A 19,180-nucleotide genomic window follows, 5' to 3' on the forward strand; every position below is an offset into this window, starting at 1 on the left:
TCAGCCAGTTCTGGTTTAATACTCCACGGAAATTGTTTCGTACTCATCTGAAAACTTCCAGGCAAAGTTTTCACAAAGAATACCAGGATTTAACATGAACAAAGTAACATTAGGCTTAATGATTGCTGCAATTATCGGATGTTCCTCATCTGCATTTGCCGCAACAGACGGCGAAGGGCAAATTAACTTTACAGGTGAAATCATTGATTCCGCCTGTCAGGTTGTTAATGGATTAAGCAGTCCATTAAATGTGCAGTTAGGCAAAATCTCCAAGACGGTGTTTACCGGCGCGGGCTCTACCAGCACATTGACAAAATTTGATATCCAGTTGAAAGACTGCCCGGAGACGGTAACTGCCGCAGCGATTAATTTCGGTGGCACGCCAGATCCGGATAACAACACAACGCTGGCGTTGACGCCAGGCGCCAGCGCCGCTGCGGGTGTAGCGATTCAGTTAGTTGATGCGTCAAATCAACCCGTCAGTCTCTACTCTCCTACCCGTCAGTATCCGTTAGTATCCGGTACTACCGTAAATAACCTGGAGTTCGGCGCACGTTATATTCAGACCCAGGCCGCAGTTACCGCAGGTCAGGCAAATTCAGTCTCTACCTTTACCGTTATTTATAACTGATACAATCAGGAGATATTCGTCTTCACGCGAAGGCCAATATCTCCTCTTTTTTTGAGAACGAGTTATGCGACACAGTTATTTATTAGGCGCACTGTTACTGACTACAGTAACAGCCCATGCAGGTGTGGTTATTAATGGCACCCGTCTGGTTTATCAGGGATCGAAAAAAGAGTCTTCGATTGGTATTTCCAATCCTGACAATATTAACTATCTGGTACAGTCCTGGGTGGATACGGGTATGAAGAAAGGTGAAAAAGCGCCATTTCTGATTACTCCACCGCTGTTCCGCCTGAACGCTAAAGAAGATAACGTGCTGCGCGTGGTCCGTACCGGTGGAAATATCCCGGAAGATCGCGAATCGTTGTACTGGCTGAATATTAAAGCCATTCCTTCCTCAAGCCATCAGGAAGGTGTAAATACATTGCAAATCGCCATCAATACACGCATGAAATTGATGTATCGTCCTTCATCTATTAAAGGTAAACCCGAAGAGGTTGCCGATAAACTTGAATGGCACCGCGAAGGTAATGATCTGGTGGTGAATAACCCCACTCCATTTTATATGAATTTCCAGAGCGTGACGCTGAACGGAAAAAAAGTGACGAAGGCCACCTGGGCTAAGCCGAAAACGGCAAGCCACTTTGCTCTGCCGGCCGATACCGGTGGTTCAACCGTGTCCTGGTCTGTCATTACTGACTTTGGCAGCGTTAGCAAGACCTGGTCTGCCCCTGTTCGTTAATTCATTCACTCTTTGACGCCTGAATAATCATGTACAGCACAAAAAAACCGCTATCACGCCGATTGCATGCGCTGCTGCCCACAATATGTGGGATAGCAGTGACCTGCTTTGCGTTACAAGCGAGTGCGGATGATTATTTTAACCCTGCGCTGTTAGATATTGATAATCCGGAACAGGGAAAAACCGATCTCGCCGTTTATGAAAGCGGTCCAGGCCAGGCACCAGGAAAATATCAGGTTAGCGTGTATGTCAATAATAATAAAATTGACACCCGTGAGGTTACTTTTAAATTACAAAAAGATGCGCAGGGAAATAATTCCCTGCAGCCTTGCTTCAGTGTCGATGATTTAAAAAATCTTGGCGTCAAAACTAAAAACTTTCCGCAACTGGCAGCAAACGGAGAGTGCGCGGATATTAGCGTAATCCCGTCTGCCTCTGCGACCTTTCGCATCAAAAACCAGCAGCTTCTGTTAAGTTTTCCTCAGTCAGTATTGGGGCAGGTGCCGCGTGGCTATATCGATCCGAAGGAATATGACGAAGGCATCACTGCCGGTATTTTGAACTACAGCGCGAATGCCAGCCAGAATCACGCCCGCCACCAGGGTGAAGCGGACAACGCCAACCAGTACATTAACCTGCGTCCGGGTTTTAACGCGGGCGCCTGGCGGGTGCGTAATTACACCACATGGAATCACAGTTCGGACGGGGGAGAAGACAACGGCAAACTCACCCCTGTTTATACCTATGCGCAGCGCGATGTCATCGGTTTAAAAAGCGAGTTAACGGTGGGCCAGAGTAATACTCAGGCCGATGTGTTTGACAGTATTTCATATACCGGTGCGCAGATGGCTTCTGAAAGCGACATGCTGCCAGACAGCGAGCGCGGCTACGCTCCTGTGGTACGCGGCACGGCGCACAGTAATGCCCTTGTGGTCGTTCGTCAGAACGGTTACGTCATCTATCAGAACACTGTTGCCCCCGGCGCGTTCGAGATTAACGATCTCTATCCCACCGGTAGCAGCGGCGATTTAAATGTCACCGTGAAAGAGACTGACGGCAGTGAGAGTCATTTCGTGGTGCCATTTGCCTCCGTTCCGGTGCTGCAGCGTGAAAAGCACCTGAAGTACAGCGTTACCGCCGGCCGTTATCGTTCATATGATAGCGACGTTGATAAAACGCCTTTTGCACAAGGAAGCGCGGTTTATGGCCTGTCACACGGTGTGACCCTTTACGGCGGGACACAGCAGAGCTCGCATTATCACTCTGCTGCCTTCGGTGTAGGGAAAAACGTGGGCGATTTAGGGGCGTTCTCAGTGGACGTCACACGCGCCAAAGCGCTGCTCAAACAGCGTCAAACCAGCAAAGGCCAGTCCATGCGCGTGCGTTACAGCAAAAATTTTGCCGTAACCGGCACTAACGTTTCACTGGCGGGTTACCGTTACAACAGCAAAGGCTTTTACACCCTTCAGGACACGATGGAATCCTGGACCAGCTCGAACGACTGGTCTGCACCCCAACAGCGCCGTTCGCGTGCTGAAGCCACTATTGATCAGCCGCTGGGCGACAACTGGGGATCAGTGACGTTAAGCCTGGTGAAAGAGAGTTACTGGTCCCAGAGCCAGGATATGACCTCATTAAGCGCCAGCTACAACAATAGCTGGCACGGAATAAGCTACAGCCTCAGCTACAGCTTCAATAAAAACAGTTATGACACCGACGAAGAGGGTGAATCGGTCAGTAATGAGCGCCTGATCAGCCTGAACATATCGGTGCCTCTTGATCGCTGGCTGCCGAATACCTGGGCCAACTACAGCCTGAACAACAGTAAAGATGGCTCCACCCACAACATCGGCCTGAACGGTACGGCGCTGGAGAATAACAACCTGAGCTGGAACGTTCAGCAAAGTCTGGATAACGCCAATGACAACACGGCCACCAGCATGAACGCAGATTACAAAGGCACGTATGGCGAAATTCACGGCGGCGTGAGCCAGGACAGCCATCAGCAAACGCTGAGCGCCGGGATTCAGGGCGGTATCGTCGCCCATTCTGAAGGTATCACCTTTGGTCAGACGCTGGGCGAAACCGTGGCGTTGATCAAAGCACCGGGCACGCATGGCACGCATGTGGCTAACCAGACAGGTGTGGAAACGGATGCTCGCGGCTATACCCTCGTCCCCTTTGTGACACCGTGGCGCCATAACCAGCTATCGCTGGATACGGAGACACTGCCTGAGGATGCGGATGTCACGCACGCGTCTCAGACGGTGACACCGACGCGCGGCGCAGTCGTTCGCGCCAGTTTCGATACCCGCGTCGGTAACCGCGTCTTAATGACGCTGGCCTGGAACGACAACCCGCTGCCTTTCGGTGCAACGGTGACAACGGAAGATAAGAGCAGTGAATTTATCGTCGGCAACGATAGTCAGGTGTATCTCACTGGCCTGCCGCAGCAGGGAAAACTTTTAGTCTCCTGGGGCAAGGAAGCGAGCCAACATTGCGTCGCCAATTACGCCCTGACGGAAGAAAAGGACAATACCAACATTATTAACGCTGCCGCGCAGTGTCACTGATTAATACCGGACTGAATATTATGCAGATAGCAAAACAATTATTTCTACTTTTAGTTCTGGCAACAGGCGCGCTCTTTATGCCGCACGCGAAGGCTAACTGTGTCTCGCCGAACATACCCGCCCTGCTGTCGTTATCATCTATTTCAGTACCGACCAGCCTGCCGGTGGGTTCAACCATTTCGGGAACGGAACGTTCGGTTCACATTTCCGGGAACTGTTATACGGATGAGGACGCAGGCCAGCCTGTCATTGTCTGCTACAACGGCTTCGGTAAAGAAGTTCCCGGCATCCCTGGCGTCTATGCCTCGGGTGTAACCGGTATAGGGGTATCACTCAGAAATGACAAAGGGCAGCGCGTAACAGGGGCAGCCGATCTGCACTGTTCAGATAACGACCCCATAGGCCAGATATCGGCTACAAAAAGTAGCGACGGTTCGTACCTGTTTAACTTTGATGTTTCACTGGAGCTGGTAAAAACCAGTGAGACGGTGACTCCCGGCTCGCTGACAACCAACAACACGCAATTCAACCTTGGTGTAGGGCACATCGAAAGCCTGGGCTACCCTAACACCATTTCATACTCCGGTGACGTCCAGGTGAAATCGGTGACCTGCACTGTTTCGCCCGCATCCTTAACCGTCACGCTGGGCGATTTTCCGGTGAGCCGCTTCACTGGCCCGGGCACGCTGGTATCTCAGTCGGCTTTCAGTATTGGCATGCTCTGCGATCAGGATGTACAGCCGGAAATCATGATCACCAGCGCCAACGGTTATGAAACAAATTATCCCGGCGTCATCAAACTCACCCCGGAAAGCGGCGTTGCCACTGGCGTAGGCGTGAAAATGCTGTTCAACGGTCAGGTGCCTGTTTTTGAACAATATATGAGCACATTCTCTGCACATGCGAATATTCAGACGCAATATCCTTTCAGCGTCTCTTATGAACAGACCGGCGCAGAAGTGACGCCGGGGACGGCTAACACCGTCGCAACCATTACGGTGGCCTACAAATGAAAATATTTTTGACCGTTTTGCTGCTGGGGCTGGCTTGCCAGTCCATGGCTGATGAAATTCAGGTGGATATTCGCGGCAATATTTACGCAAATGCCTGTCAGGTCGACAGCGCCAGCCAGAATCTGACGGTTGACATGGGCAAGGCGAATATCAGTGATTTTAAAGATGTGGGCGATACCGGCACGTGGAAAACGTTCGATTTAACATTGTCAAAATGTCCGACAACCGCCGTACTGGCGACCGCCACGTTTCATGGACAGGCAGACAGCGCCCATCCGACAAAATTCGCCAATACCGGTACCGCGAAAGGACTGGCTCTTGAACTTGCAGACCCACAGGACCGGATAACGCTCGCCCCGGATGCCAGCTTCAGCGTATTGATCAACCAAAACAGTCATACGGCCGATTTCCCCCTGCTCGCCCGCTACTATGCGACATCCATGCCGGTCACTGCCGGGACGTTCAGCAGTGCCGTTCAGGTGACATTTATTTACCAGTAGGACCACGCCTCTTAGCACGGATGCTTTTTTTACGCCCGGCGGTCAGTGTTGCCGGGCGTTTTTTTATTTCCGGTACGTCCGGTTGTTCAATCGGGAACACCGGCAGCGCATTCAGCAGCCGCTGACCGTAGTTTTTCGTCAGCAGTCGCTTGTCGTAAATCACCACCTCTCCCCAGCAGCCGTGGCTACGGATCAGACGCCCGACCTGCTGAATGAGATTGAACGATGCCGCCGGCAGGCTTTGCACTTCAAACGGATAGCGATTAAGGCTTTTGAGCCATTCGCCTTCGGTGATCACCACCGGGCTGTCGATCGGCGGAAACGCAATTTTGTGGATATGTACCTGGCTGAGTAAATCGCCCTTCAGATCCAGCCCCTCAGCAAATGACTGCAATCCAACCAGCACGCTACGTTCACCGTTTTCCACCCGCTTACGGTGTAATTCCACCAGCCGGTAGCGCGGCTGATCGCCCTGAACCAACAGCAGTAAACGCAGATCGGTGACGTGTTCCAGAAAGCGCTGCATCGCGCGTCCACTGGCAAACAGCACCAGCATACCGGTATGTTTTTTACTTTCCAGTTGCTCACGGAAATAAGCGGCCATCTCCGCGATATGCAGTTCTTCGTTATCGATGAGAGGTTCGTAGCGCATCCGTGGGATAACGATTTTCCCTTGTTCAACATGGTTGAACGGTGAGTCGAGCGCCACAAACCGATCGCCTGCCTTTTCACTCAGCCCGCTCATCTCCTGCAAACGAGAGAAACTGTTAAGTGAACGCAGCGTGGCGGAGGTAACAATAATATGCGGCACGCTACGCCAGAGTAGCCTTTCAAGCTGATCGCTTACGCGAATCCCCACACAGTGGAACCAGACGTGAGGCTGTCCGTCGCGCACATCCCGGGTTGTCCATTTCGACACCGGCGCGCCGGACGACTGGGCCAGCGAAGCCAGTCGCCACAGTTTACTTTGCGCTTCAAACATACCCAGCGCGCGGTTCATCTGCAAAATAACCCGGTGCAGACGAACAATGTCGTGGCTGCCGGTTTTCTCACTGAGATCGTTTAAAAACAGTTCAGCCAGACCGCGTAAGGTTTCCGTCAGCTTCGCCAGGCGCTGGCAAATCGCCATCACTTCATCAGGCAGCTCTCCCATCGCAAAGCGATGCTCTGCTTCCTGACCCGCAGGCATGTACAGGTTAAGGATATGGTTGAGTGACGCAATAAGCTCGTACAGCTCTTCGCAGTGACTGTTCAGGCGCTCCGGACTGGCTAACGGCGGCGTGGTTTTGGGACGAAATTGTTCCATACAGGTCGCCACTAGCTTGCTAAACAGATCCAGTTGCAGACGATACCAGGGGGCGGTGATTTCGGCACTCATTTCCAGCGCATCCCGTGCCACATCCGGCAGATGATGGCCTTCGTCCAGCACCAGCAGCAGATTTTTTGGATCCGGTAACACCGCTTCACTTTCCATCGCCGCCATGACCAGCGCATGGTTCGCCACCACCACTTCCGCTTCCTGAATCTCCCGGCGCGCCACAAAGAACGGACACTCACGATAGTAATGGCAGTTGCGGTTCAGACAACTGGCTTTATCGGTGCTCAGTCGCCGCCAGAGATCGTCATCAATGGCGATATCCGTATGATCGCGCAGGCCGTCCCACTTGTAGCTGTCGAGATCGCCTTTCAGCTTCGCGCAGCGCTTCTGTTCTTCCTGATTGTTCGGCGTTAGCTCATCATCAAGAAACGCGAGCAGATCCTGTTGCGTCGGTTCGGTACTCGCCAGCGCCGTCAGATTTCGCGGACACACATAGCGCCCACGACCAAACGCGGCGGTGAATTTAAGATCAGGGATAATTTTGCGCAGTAGCGGCAGATCTTTACTGTAGATCTGATCCTGCAACGCCACGTTGGCGGTACTGACCACCAGCGTTTTTTGCTCTTCCCTGGCAATGGCAATACCGGGAATAAGATAAGACAGGGTTTTCCCGACGCCGGTCGGCGCTTCAATCGCCAGGTGTCGTCCCTCTTCCCCGGTCAGCGTTTTCGCCACATCCGCAATCATCTGCCGCTGCGGCGCACGGGGGATAAAGTCGGGGATCTGTTCCTGAAGCGCCTTATACCAGGCGGCGATTTGCGCTTTAAGCGCTGCGGTCAATGCCATTGAGAAAACCTGAAACACTGTATAAACAGCCACTATTGTGGCACATTTCAGGCCCGGGACGTACCTTTTTTGCCAGGAGTGGGAAGCGTTTCGCAACTGAGGGGGAATTGCCGGATGACGGCTTACGCCTTATCCGGCCTACGTTTACAGACAACGCTGTGGCTGGGGCGAATTGCCGGATGACGGCTTGCGCCTTATCCGGCCTACGTTCAGAGCGCGTAGGCCTGATAAGCGTAGCGTCATCAGGCAAGTAACCCAGCAGCGTCTTTCACACCTGCACCTGCCTGACCCCTTATTGTACTGGCGTAATCCTGCGCGGACGACGCGGCGGACGCGGCTTGTCTCCGGCCGGTTTGCCTTCTGCGCTGCGTGGTTTGCCTTTAGGCGCCCCGCCATCCTGACGACGCGGTTGCTGAGCACGACCCGCGCCCTGACCTTGTCCCTGACCACGCCCACGACCGCCGCCGCTACGCTGCTGACGACCGTTCTGAATCGGTTCTGCTTTAATCGACGGATCCGGCTCATAGCCCGGCGTGGCGATCCGCGGGATCTCTTTTTTCAGTAACTTTTCGATGTCGCGTAACAGTTTGTGTTCGTCCACACACACCAGCGACAGCGCTTCGCCAGTGGCGGCAGCACGACCGGTACGACCAATACGGTGCACATAATCTTCCGGAACGTTCGGCAGTTCGTAATTTACGACGTGCGGCAGCTCTTCGATATCCAGACCACGCGCCGCGATGTCTGTTGCGACCAGCACGCGAATATCACCGGATTTAAAGTCGGCCAGCGCGCGGGTACGTGCCCCCTGGCTTTTGTTACCGTGGATCGCCGCACTGCGGATGCCATCTTTATTAAGTTGCTCTGCCAGATGGTTCGCGCCGTGTTTCGTGCGGGTGAACACCAGCACCTGTTGCCAGTTGCCCTGGCCAATCATCTGCGACAGCAGTTCGCGTTTGCGTTTCTTATCGACAAAATGAACATGCTGCGTCACCTGTTCGGAGGCAGTGTTACGACGCGCCACTTCAATTTCCAGCGGGTTATGCAACAGCTTTTCAGCCAGTGCTTTGATGTCGTCAGAGAAGGTGGCGGAGAACAGCAGGTTCTGACGCTTCGCGGGCAGTTTCGCTAATACACGACGAATATCGTGAATGAAGCCCATGTCCAGCATCCGGTCCGCTTCGTCGAGAACCAGGATCTCAATCTGGTCCAGCTTCACCGCGTTCTGATGCTCCAGATCCAGCAGACGTCCCGGCGTTGCCACCAGCACATCCACACCGCCGCGCAGTTTCATCATCTGCGGGTTGATGCTTACGCCGCCAAACACCACCAGCGAACGAATGTTCAGATACTTGCTGTAATCACGGACGTTTTCGCCAATCTGCGCCGCCAGTTCACGCGTGGGCGTCAGGATCAGCGCCCGCACCGGGCGACGCCCTTTCGCATGCGGCTGTTGCGTGATGAGATGCTGAAGCAGCGGCAGGGTGAAGCCCGCAGTTTTGCCAGTGCCGGTTTGCGCACTCGCCATCAGATCACGGCCTTCCAGCACGGCGGGGATCGCCTGCTGCTGAATAGGGGTAGGTTCACGGTAACCCTGCTCGGCAATAGCGCGCAGAATATCAGGATTTAAACCCAGGGAATCAAAAGACATAACTACTCCGGACCGCCCCGACCGTTCCCGGTGTCGTTTTCAGGGAGATACATACAATTTGGGAATGACAAAAACCACAATGTCATGAAGGGGCGGAGTGTAGCAGTTTTTGTGACAGACCGCATAAATTATCCCTGTCACTGGAAAAGACAAAATAAACCACCAGACTGGACAAGGTGGATTATCAGTCATAATCTTAATCAATCGATTGATTAAGAATTTGGTGCGAGATGAATATATCCACCACCACCAAGGGTGAGCAGGCGAAAAGCCAGTTAATTGCCGCCGCGCTGGCTCAGTTTGGCGAGTATGGCCTGCATGCCACGACCCGCGATATTGCCGCACAGGCCGGGCAAAACATTGCCGCCATCACCTACTATTTTGGTTCCAAAGAAGATTTGTACCTCGCCTGCGCCCAGTGGATTGCTGATTTTATTGGCGAGCAGTTTCGTCCACACGCGCAAGAAGCTGAACGGCTGTTTGCAAAGGCCAATCCCGACCGTGAGGCGATGCGCGAACTGATCCTGCGCGCCTGTCAAAACATGATCATGCTGCTAACGCAGGATGACACAGTGAATCTGAGTAAGTTTATCTCCCGCGAACAGCTCTCCCCGACCGCGGCATACCAGCGAGTACACGATCAGGTCATCGAGCCGCTGCACAGTCATCTGACCCGTCTTATCGCCGCCTATACCGGATGCGATGCCAGTGATAAGCGGATGATTTTGCATACGCATGCTCTGCTGGGCGAGGTGCTGGCATTCCGTCTGGGGAAAGAAACCATTCTGTTACGTACCGGCTGGTCGCAATTTGATGAAGAAAAAACGGCACTGATCGCGCAGACCGTGACCTGCCATATCGATCTCATTCTGCAAGGTTTATCGCAAAGGAGTCTGGACTGATGAAAAAACCTGTCGTTCTCGGACTGGTCATTGCGGCGCTGGTCGCCGTCATTGCTGGCGGCACATGGTGGTATCAAAGCCGGCAGGACAACACGCTGACGTTATACGGCAATGTGGATATTCGCACCGTAAACATCAGCTTTCGCGTCGGGGGAAGACTTGCTTCACTGGCCGTGGATGAAGGTGATGCCATCAAATCGGGCCAGGTGCTGGGTGAACTGGATCAGGCTCCTTATGAGAATGCCCTGATGCAGGCGAAAGCTGGCGTTTCCGTCGCACAGGCGCAGTATGACCTGATGCTGGCGGGCTATCGCAGCGAAGAAATCGCACAGGCTGAGGCTGCGGTTAAACAGGCGCAGGCCGCCTATGATTACGCGCAAAACTTCTATCAGCGCCAGCAGGGCTTATGGAAAAGCCGCACCATCTCTGCCAACGATCTGGAAAACGCCCGCTCTTCCCGCGATCAGGCGCGGGCCACGCTGAAGTCAGCACAGGACAAGCTGAGCCAGTACCGGTCCGGTAATCGCGAACAGGATATTGAACAGGCAAAAGCCGCTCTGGAACAGGCGCAGGCGCAACTGGCGCAGGCGGAGCTGGATCTCCACGACACCACGCTGACCGCCCCGTCGGACGGGACGTTGTTAACCCGCGCGGTAGAGCCCGGCACTATGCTTAACGCCGGTAGTACGGTATTGACGCTCTCCCTCACCCGACCGGTGTGGGTACGCGCTTATGTCGATGAGCGCAACCTGTCTCAGGCACAGCCGGGACGTGAAATCCTGCTCTACACCGACGGACGCCCGGATAAGCCTTACCACGGCAAAATCGGCTTTGTCTCGCCGACGGCAGAATTCACCCCGAAAACCGTAGAAACGCCGGACCTGCGTACCGATCTGGTGTACCGCCTGCGCATCGTCGTCACCGACGCTGACGACGCGCTCCGTCAGGGTATGCCGGTTACGGTTAGCTTCGGCAACGAGGCCGGGCATGAGTGACGCCGTCATCACGCTAAACGGACTAACGAAGCGTTTTGCGGGTCTGGAAAAGCCGGCGGTCGCGCCGCTCGATTGTACCGTTCACGCCAGTTATGTGACCGGGCTGGTGGGGCCAGATGGCGCCGGAAAAACCACCCTGATGCGCATGCTGGCAGGCCTGTTAAAGCCCGATGGCGGTAGCGCGACGGTAATTGGCTTTGACCCGATCAAAAACGACAGCGCCCTGCATGCGGTGCTGGGTTATATGCCGCAAAAATTCGGCCTGTATGAGGATCTCACCGTGATGGAGAACCTCAATCTGTACGCCGATTTGCGCAGCGTCACGGGCGACGCTCGTGAAAAAACCTTTGCCCGCTTGCTGGAGTTCACCTCGCTCGGCCCGTTTACCGGTCGTCTGGCCGGTAAGCTGTCCGGCGGGATGAAGCAGAAGCTGGGGCTGGCCTGTACGCTGGTTGGCGAACCCAAAGTGCTGTTACTGGATGAACCCGGTGTCGGGGTGGACCCCATTTCGCGGCGTGAACTGTGGCAAATGGTACACGAACTGGCCGGTGACGGTATGCTGATTCTCTGGAGCACCTCCTATCTGGATGAAGCCGAACAATGTCGGGATGTGCTGCTCATGAACGAAGGCGAACTGCTGTATCAGGGGGATCCGACGCAGCTGACGCAAACCATGGCCGGGCGCAGTTTCCTAATGAACAGCCCACAGGAAAACAACCGCAGACTGCTCCAGCGGGCGTTGAAATTGCCGCAGGTCAGCGATGGCATGATTCAGGGGAAATCGGTACGTCTGATCCTGAAAAAAGAGGCCACCGCCGATGACATTCGTCGCGGCGAAGGGATGCCGGAGCTTAACATCCATGAAACCACGCCACGTTTTGAAGATGCGTTTATCGACCTGCTGGGCGGCGCAGCAACGTCCGAATCACCGTTGGGCGCTATTCTGCATACCGTCGAAGGCACACCAGGCGAAACGGTGATTGAAGCGCAGGCGTTGACCAAGAAATTTGGCGATTTCGCCGCCACCGACCACGTGGACTTCGCGGTTCAGCGCGGTGAGATATTTGGCCTGCTGGGTCCAAACGGCGCGGGGAAATCCACCACCTTTAAAATGATGTGCGGCCTGCTGGTGCCCACCTCCGGGAAAGCGCTGGTGCTGGATATGGATCTGAAAGTCAGTTCCGGAAAGGCCCGCCAGCACCTCGGCTATATGGCGCAAAAATTCTCGCTGTACGGCAACCTGACGGTCGAACAAAACCTGCGTTTCTTCTCCGGGGTTTACGGCCTGCGGGGGCGCGCGCAGAACGAAAAAATCGCCCGCATGAGCGACGCGTTCGGCCTGAAAAGTATCGCCTCTCATGCCACTGACGAACTGCCGCTGGGCTTTAAGCAGCGTCTGGCGCTGGCCTGTTCACTCATGCACGAGCCGGACATCCTGTTTCTTGATGAGCCCACGTCGGGCGTCGATCCCCTCACCCGCCGCGAATTCTGGCTGCATATCAACAGCATGGTGGAAAAAGGGGTAACCGTAATGGTGACTACCCACTTTATGGATGAAGCAGAATATTGCGACCGTATCGGTCTGGTCTATCGCGGGAAATTAATCGCCAGCGGCACGCCGGACGATTTGAAAGCGCAGGCCGCTGATGACGACACGCCGGATCCGACCATGGAGCAGGCCTTTATCACCCTGATTAACGACTGGGATAAGGAGCATGCCAATGCGTAACCGCCTTCTCTCCTGGCGTCGCGTGCGGGCGCTGTGCGTCAAAGAGACGCGGCAGATTGTCCGCGATCCCAGTAGCTGGTTGATTGCGGTTGTTATCCCGCTGCTGCTGCTGTTTATCTTTGGCTACGGCATTAACCTCGACTCCAGCAAACTGCGGGTGGGGATTTTGCTTGAGCAGCAAAGCGAAGAGGCGCTGGACTTTACCCACGCGATGACCGGTTCTCCGTACATTGACGCCACCATCAGCGATAATCGCCAGGCGCTGATTGAAAAAATGCAGGCCGGGCGTATTCGCGGGCTGGTGGTGATCCCGGTGGATTTCGCGCAACGGATGGCGCGCGCCAGTGACACCGCGCCGATTCAGGTGATCACTGACGGCAGTGAACCCAACACGGCCAACTTTGTACAGGGGTATGTCGAAGGGATCTGGCAAATCTGGCAGATGCAGCGGGCGGAAGATCGCGGGGAAACATTTGAACCGTTGATTGACATACAAACCCGCTACTGGTTTAACCCGGCGGCGATCAGCCAGCATTTTATTATTCCCGGCGCGGTGACCATTATCATGACGGTGATCGGCGCGATCCTCACCTCGCTGGTGGTGGCGCGGGAGTGGGAACGTGGGACGATGGAAGCCCTGCTTTCCACGGAAGTGACGCGCGTTGAACTGCTGCTGTGCAAGCTTATTCCCTATTACTTCCTCGGCATGCTGGCGATGCTGCTGTGTATGCTGGTTTCAGTCTTTATTCTCGGCGTTCCGTATCGCGGGTCGTTACTGCTGCTGTTTTTCATCACCAGCCTGTTTTTACTCAGTACGCTGGGGATGGGGCTTTTGATCTCCACCATTACCCGTAATCAGTTTAACGCCGCTCAGGTTGCGCTCAATGCCGCCTTTTTACCGTCGATCATGCTGTCAGGGTTTATTTTCCAGATAGACAGTATGCCCGCCGTTATCCGCGCGGTGACCTACATTATTCCGGCGCGCTACTTCGTCAGCACCCTGCAAAGTCTGTTCCTCGCCGGTAATATCCCGGTTGTGCTGGTGGTCAACGTGCTGTTTTTAATCGCCTCGGCGGTGATGTTTATTGGCCTGACGTGGCTAAAAACCAAACGTCGGCTGGATTGATGATTTGCCTGATGGCGCTGCGCTTATCAGGCCTACAAGGGGCTTTATCTGGTATAGATCACCGTAGGCCGGATAAGGCCTTGTGCCGTCATCCGGCAATCTGCCTGATGGCGCTGCGCTTATCAGGCCTATGAGGTGCTTCATCTGGTATAGATCACCGTAGGCCGGATAAGGCCTTGTGCCGTCATCCGGCAATCTGCCTGATGGCGCTGCGCTTATCAGGCCTACAAGGTGCTTTATCTGGTATAGATCACCGTAGGCCGGATAAGGCCTTGTGCCGTCATCCGGCAATCTGCCTGATGGCGCTGCGCTTATCAGGCCTACAAGGGGCTTCATCTGGTATAGATCACCGTAGGCCGGATAAGGCCTTGTGCCGTCATCCGGCAATCTGCCTGATGGCGCTACGCTTATCAGGCCTACAAGGTGCTTCATCTGGTATAGATCACCGTAGGCCGGATAAGGCCTTGTGCCGTCATCCGGCAATCTGCCTGATGGCGCTGCGCTTATCAGGCCTACAAGGGGCTTTATCTGGTATAAGGGCAACACTATGTTTCATCGTTTATGGACATTAATTCGCAAAGAGTTGCAGTCACTGTTACGTGAACCGCAAACCCGCGCGATCCTGATTCTGCCGGTACTGATTCAGGTGATTCTGTTTCCTTTTGCCGCGACGCTGGAGGTGACCAATGCCACCATCGCTATCTATGACGAGGACAATGGCGAACATTCGGTTGAGCTGACCCAGCGCTTCGCCCGCGCCAAAGCCTTTACCCACGTGCTGTTGCTGAAAAGCCCGCAGGAGATCCAGCCCACGATCGATACGCAGAAAGCGCTACTGCTGGTACGTTTCCCGGTGGATTTCTCGCGCAATCTCGACACGTTTCAAACGGCCCCCTTGCAGTTAATCCTCGACGGACGTAACTCAAACAGTGCGCAAATTGCCGCCAATTACCTCCAACAAATCGTCAAAAACTATCAGCAAGAGCTTATGGAGGGCAAACCAAAACCGAATAACAGCGAGCTGGTGGTACGCAACTGGTACAACCCTAACCTCGACTACAAGTGGTTTGTGGTGCCGTCGCTGATCGCGATGATCACCACGATTGGCGTGATGATCGTGACCTCGCTGTCCGTGGCGCGAGAGCGTGAACAGGGCACGCTGGATCAACTGCTGGTCTCCCCGCTCACCACCTGGCAAATCTTTATCGGCAAAGCGGTTCCAGCGCTGATTGTCGCGACCTTTCAGGCCACCATCGTTCTCGCCATCGGCATCTGGGCGTATCAGATCCCCTTTGCCGGATCGCTGGCGCTGTTTTACTTCACGATGGTGATTTATGGCCTGTCACTGGTGGGGTTCGGACTGCTGATTTCCTCGCTCTGCTCAACGCAACAACAGGCTTTTATTGGCGTGTTTGTCTTTATGATGCCAGCGATATTGCTGTCGGGATATGTCTCACCGGTCGAGAACATGCCCGTCTGGTTGCAGAACCTGACGTGGATAAACCCCATCCGCCACTTTACGGATATCACCAAGCAGATCTATTTGAAAGATGCGAGTTTGCAGATTGTCTGGGGGAGTTTGTGGCCGCTACTGGTGATAGCGGCCACGACGGGGTCAGCGGCGTATGCGATGTTTAGACGCAAGGTGATGTAGCTTCTTATCTTTCGCCAGCAGCGACACCACGGCGGGTCCGGCCAGGATAGCCAGTCCCGCTATGGCTAACAGCACGTTATTTTGTAAAACCCGGGACAGCAGCCACAGCACGATCAGCGCGGCGCCAAAATACCAGGTGGTCGTCAGTTCTTCCAGCACGTCGGCGACTTCGCGCCAGCGCTGCTCGTGATGACGCTGTAACGCCAGCATCAGTAGTACGGTCACACCGTACAGTACGCACAATCCCAGACCGACGCGCACCAGAGTGCCGCTCATCCAGCCCATTACCAGCATCGCCACTACCAGTAAATGCAACATAATCTGCCAGCAACTTAACCCGGTTGCGACACGAACACGTTGTTGCCACTTCATGGCTATTCTCCTGAAGGATTTTTCTCTAATGATTCAGAGTACCGCACTTTACGGAAAATTCCGTAACACCGCACCTTTTTGTGACGACGACTACACTATTTCAATCAGGATAGTGACGCGAACAGGAGAAAAATGAATCAACATACGCGCAATTTTTCATTCAAAGTGCTCACCATTAATACACACAAAGGCTTTACCGCCTTTAACAAGCGCTTCATTTTGCCGGAACTGCGCGATGCCGTTCGCACGGTCAGTGCGGACATTGTGTGTCTGCAGGAGGTGATGGGCGCGCATGAAGTGCATCCACTGCATGTGGAAAACTGGCCGGATACCACGCATTACGAATTTCTCGCCGACACCATGTGGAGTGACTACGCCTACGGGCGCAACGCCGTCTATCCGGAGGGGCATCACGGGAACGCCGTGCTGTCACGCTACCCGATTGAGCACTATGAGAATCGTGATGTTTCGGTCGCAGGAAGCGAAAAACGCGGCGTGCTCTACTGCCGTATTGTCCCGCCCCGGCTTGATAAACCGATACACGTGATGTGCGTTCACCTCGGTTTGCGCGAATCGCACCGTCAGGCGCAGCTCAGTATGCTGGCTGACTGGGTCAATGCGCTGCCCGACGGCGAACCCGTGATCGTAGCCGGTGATTTTAACGACTGGCGGCAGAAGGCGAATCATCCGCTCAACGTGTCCGCCGGGCTGGAGGAGATTTTCACCCGCGCCCACGGACGCCCGGCGCGCACGTTTCCCGTCAGCCTACCGCTGCTGCGCCTCGATCGAATTTACGTGAAAAATGCCAATGCCAGTTCGCCGACGGCCCTGCCGCTGCGTAACTGGCGACATCTCTCAGACCATGCCCCCCTTAGCGCGGAGATCCATCTATGAAATGTGGCTGGCGTGAAGGTAATCAGATTCAGTTACTGGAAAACGGTGACCAGTATTATCCCGCCGTCTTTGCGGCAATGGCCGATGCGCAGCAAAAAATCATTCTGGAAACCTTTATCTGGTTTGAAGATGAGGTGGGAAAACAGCTTCATGCCGCCCTGCTGGAGGCGGCAAAACGCGGCGTGAAGGCGGAAGTGCTGCTGGACGGCTATGGCTCACCGGATTTAAGCGATGCGTTTGTCGGCGAACTGACATCCGCAGGCGTGGTGTTTCGCTACTACGATCCCCGTCCCCGTCTCTTCGGCATGCGTACTAACGTCTTTCGCCGTATGCACCGAAAAATCGTCGTGATTGATGACCGCGTGGCATTTGTCGGTGGGATTAACTATTCCGCCGAGCATATGTCGGACTACGGCCCCGAAGCCAAGCAGGACTACGCGGTGCGGGTGGAAGGTCCTGTGGTCGCCGACATTCTGCAATTTGAGGTGGAAAACCTCCCCGGGCACAGTGCGGTGCGCCGCTGGTGGCGTCGCCATCATCCGGCAGAAGAGAATCGCCAGCCCGGCGAAGCACAAGCGCTGTTTGTCTGGCGGGATAACGATGAACATCGCGATGATATTGAGCGTCACTATCTGAAAATGCTGACCCAGGCGCGGCGCGAGGTGATTATCGCGAACGCCTATTTCTTTCCCGGCTACCGTTTACTGCACGCCATGCGCAAGGCGGCTCGTCGGGGCGTGCGGGTAAAACTGGTTGTGCAGGGTGAACCGGACATGCCGATTGTCAAAGTCGGTGCGCGCCTGCTCTACAACTACCTGGTAAAAGGCGATGTCCAGGTTTACGAATACCGTCGTAAGCCACTGCATGGCAAGGTCGCGCTCATGGACGATCACTGGGCAACGGTCGGCTCCAGCAATCTGGATCCGCTCAGCCTGTCGCTCAATCTGGAAGCTAACCTGATCATTCACGACAGAGAGTTCAACCAGACGTTGCGCGATAACCTCAACGCGCTTATTGCCCGAGACTGTAAGCGGGTCGATGAAACGATGCTACCTGAACGCACCTGGTGGAACCTGAGCAAAAGCGTACTGGCATTCCACTTTTTACGCCATTTTCCGGCGCTGGTCGGCTGGCTTCCGGCACATACTCCGCGCCTGGCGCAGGTCGATCCGCCGGTCCAGCCTGAGATGGAAACCCAGGATCGCGTGGAAGTACAAAACACAGGAGCCAAACCCTGATGGCAAAATCACATCCGCGCTGGCGGCTGGCGAAAAAGATCCTTACCTGGCTGTTTTTTATTGCCGTCATCGTGCTGCTGGTCGTCTACGCCAAAAAAGTGAACTGGGAGGAGGTGTGGACAGTCATTCGCGATTACAACCGGGTCGCCTTGCTGGGCGCCGTTGGGCTGGTGGTTCTCAGCTATCTGCTCTATGGCTGCTATGACCTTTTAGGGCGCGTCTATTGTGGGCACAAGCTTGCCAGGCGGCAGGTGATGCTGGTGTCGTTTATCTGCTACGCCTTTAACCTGACGCTCAGCACCTGGGTGGGCGGTATCGGTATGCGCTACCGCCTCTATTCACGCCTCGGTCTGCCAGGCGGCACCATCACCCGCATTTTTTCACTCAGTATCACCACCAACTGGCTGGGGTATATTCTGTTAGGCGGGATTATCTTTACGTTTGGTGTGGTAGAACTGCCCGCACACTGGTACATCGATGAGAGTACGCTACGTATTCTGGGCGTGATATTGCTGGCAACCATCGCCACGTATCTGTGGTTTTGCGCCTTCGCCAGACGCCGTCATATGACGATTAAAGGGCAGAAGCTGGTGCTGCCATCGTGGAAGTTTGCGCTGGCGCAGATGGCCATTTCCAGCGCCAACTGGATGGTGATGGGGGCAATCATCTGGCTGCTGATGGGGCAGAATGTGAATTACTTCTTTGTGCTGGGCGTACTGCTGGTCAGCAGTATCGCCGGAGTGATTGTGCATATTCCGGCAGGAATTGGCGTGCTGGAAGCGGTATTTATCGCGCTTTTAGCCGGAGAACACACGTCACAGGGCACGATCATCGCCGCGCTGCTCGCGTATCGCGTGCTTTATTACTTTATTCCCCTGTTACTGGCGCTGATCTGTTATCTGGTACTGGAGAGCCGGGCGAAGACGTTGCGGGCAAAAAACGAGAAAGCGATGGCGAAGTGACAACGTGTTGCCGGATGGCGGCTACGCCTTATCCGGC

Annotated in this window: 16 protein-coding genes; 13 read left to right on the forward strand and 3 right to left on the reverse strand. The window is 54.7% G+C overall.

Annotation, left to right across the window (positions count from 1 at the left end):
* Positions 1 to 94: 94 nt before the first annotated feature.
* From WB371_RS03960 to WB371_RS03980, 5 genes are all read left to right on the forward strand, one after another.
* Positions 95 to 631 carry a fimbrial protein gene (locus WB371_RS03960; RefSeq protein WP_336218820.1) on the forward strand — a complete coding sequence of 179 codons (537 nt, stop codon included), beginning with the start codon at positions 95 to 97 and terminating at the stop codon, positions 629 to 631.
* Positions 632 to 695: 64 nt separating this feature from the next.
* On the forward strand, positions 696 to 1,370 hold the full coding sequence (locus tag WB371_RS03965; RefSeq protein WP_336218821.1) for a molecular chaperone: 675 nt from the start codon (positions 696 to 698) through the stop codon (positions 1,368 to 1,370).
* Between the two features lie 29 nt (positions 1,371 to 1,399).
* Complete coding sequence (locus WB371_RS03970) at positions 1,400 to 3,943, forward strand: fimbria/pilus outer membrane usher protein (RefSeq protein WP_336218822.1); 2,544 nt, start codon at positions 1,400 to 1,402, stop codon at positions 3,941 to 3,943.
* Positions 3,944 to 4,020: 77 nt separating this feature from the next.
* Positions 4,021 to 4,956 (forward strand): fimbrial protein, encoded by a 936-nt coding sequence (locus WB371_RS03975; protein ID WP_336218823.1) that lies wholly within the window; start codon positions 4,021 to 4,023, stop codon positions 4,954 to 4,956.
* Complete coding sequence (locus WB371_RS03980) at positions 4,953 to 5,456, forward strand: fimbrial protein (RefSeq protein WP_336218824.1); 504 nt, start codon at positions 4,953 to 4,955, stop codon at positions 5,454 to 5,456. The genes WB371_RS03975 and WB371_RS03980 overlap by 4 nt, the downstream gene beginning before the upstream one ends.
* On the opposite strand, the gene dinG is transcribed toward WB371_RS03980, so the two are convergent.
* On the reverse strand, positions 5,443 to 7,620 hold the full coding sequence (gene dinG, locus WB371_RS03985) for an ATP-dependent DNA helicase DinG (protein ID WP_336218825.1): 2,178 nt from the start codon (positions 7,618 to 7,620) through the stop codon (positions 5,443 to 5,445). The genes WB371_RS03980 and dinG overlap by 14 nt on opposite strands.
* Before the next feature lie 292 nt (positions 7,621 to 7,912).
* Positions 7,913 to 9,271: an ATP-dependent RNA helicase RhlE gene (gene rhlE, locus WB371_RS03990; protein WP_336218826.1), complete on the reverse strand. Its 1,359-nt coding sequence runs from the start codon at positions 9,269 to 9,271 to the stop codon at positions 7,913 to 7,915.
* A gap of 230 nt (positions 9,272 to 9,501) precedes the next feature.
* On the opposite strand from rhlE, the gene cecR reads away from it, so the two are divergent.
* The 5 genes from cecR to WB371_RS04015 all read left to right on the forward strand — a co-directional run bounded on the left by cecR (position 9,502) and on the right by WB371_RS04015 (position 15,677).
* Complete coding sequence (gene cecR / locus WB371_RS03995; RefSeq protein ID WP_336218827.1) at positions 9,502 to 10,173, forward strand: transcriptional regulator CecR; 672 nt, start codon at positions 9,502 to 9,504, stop codon at positions 10,171 to 10,173.
* The gene (gene hlyD, locus WB371_RS04000) at positions 10,173 to 11,168 is read left to right on the forward strand and encodes a secretion protein HlyD (RefSeq protein WP_336218828.1); all 996 of its coding nucleotides are present in this window, start codon (positions 10,173 to 10,175) and stop codon (positions 11,166 to 11,168) included. Before cecR ends, hlyD begins: the two co-directional genes overlap by 1 nt.
* The gene (locus tag WB371_RS04005; protein WP_336218829.1) at positions 11,161 to 12,897 is read left to right on the forward strand and encodes an ATP-binding cassette domain-containing protein; all 1,737 of its coding nucleotides are present in this window, start codon (positions 11,161 to 11,163) and stop codon (positions 12,895 to 12,897) included. Before hlyD ends, WB371_RS04005 begins: the two co-directional genes overlap by 8 nt.
* The gene (locus WB371_RS04010) at positions 12,890 to 14,023 is read left to right on the forward strand and encodes an ABC transporter permease (protein ID WP_336218830.1); all 1,134 of its coding nucleotides are present in this window, start codon (positions 12,890 to 12,892) and stop codon (positions 14,021 to 14,023) included. Before WB371_RS04005 ends, WB371_RS04010 begins: the two co-directional genes overlap by 8 nt.
* A gap of 547 nt (positions 14,024 to 14,570) precedes the next feature.
* Positions 14,571 to 15,677, forward strand: coding sequence for an ABC transporter permease (locus tag WB371_RS04015; RefSeq protein WP_336218831.1), 1,107 nt, complete (start codon positions 14,571 to 14,573; stop codon positions 15,675 to 15,677).
* On the opposite strand, the gene WB371_RS04020 is transcribed toward WB371_RS04015, so the two are convergent.
* Complete coding sequence (locus tag WB371_RS04020; RefSeq protein ID WP_336218832.1) at positions 15,639 to 16,049, reverse strand: YbhQ family protein; 411 nt, start codon at positions 16,047 to 16,049, stop codon at positions 15,639 to 15,641. The two genes, WB371_RS04015 and WB371_RS04020, sit on opposite strands and share 39 nt — an antisense overlap.
* A 132-nt stretch (positions 16,050 to 16,181) precedes the next feature.
* Between WB371_RS04020 and WB371_RS04025 the strand changes: the two genes are divergently transcribed.
* Genes WB371_RS04025 through WB371_RS04035 form a run of 3 tightly spaced genes read left to right on the forward strand, consistent with a single transcriptional unit; the run spans position 16,182 to position 19,143 of the window.
* Positions 16,182 to 16,943 (forward strand): endonuclease/exonuclease/phosphatase family protein, encoded by a 762-nt coding sequence (locus tag WB371_RS04025; RefSeq protein ID WP_336218833.1) that lies wholly within the window; start codon positions 16,182 to 16,184, stop codon positions 16,941 to 16,943.
* Positions 16,940 to 18,181: a cardiolipin synthase ClsB gene (gene clsB / locus WB371_RS04030; RefSeq protein ID WP_336218834.1), complete on the forward strand. Its 1,242-nt coding sequence runs from the start codon at positions 16,940 to 16,942 to the stop codon at positions 18,179 to 18,181. The genes WB371_RS04025 and clsB overlap by 4 nt, the downstream gene beginning before the upstream one ends.
* On the forward strand, positions 18,181 to 19,143 hold the full coding sequence (locus tag WB371_RS04035) for a YbhN family protein (RefSeq protein WP_336218835.1): 963 nt from the start codon (positions 18,181 to 18,183) through the stop codon (positions 19,141 to 19,143). Before clsB ends, WB371_RS04035 begins: the two co-directional genes overlap by 1 nt.
* The last annotated feature ends 37 nt before the right edge of the window (positions 19,144 to 19,180 follow it).

Origin of the sequence: Citrobacter amalonaticus (assembly GCF_037053465.1) — a bacterium.
GTDB classification, from domain to species: domain Bacteria; phylum Pseudomonadota; class Gammaproteobacteria; order Enterobacterales; family Enterobacteriaceae; genus Citrobacter_A; species Citrobacter_A amalonaticus_H.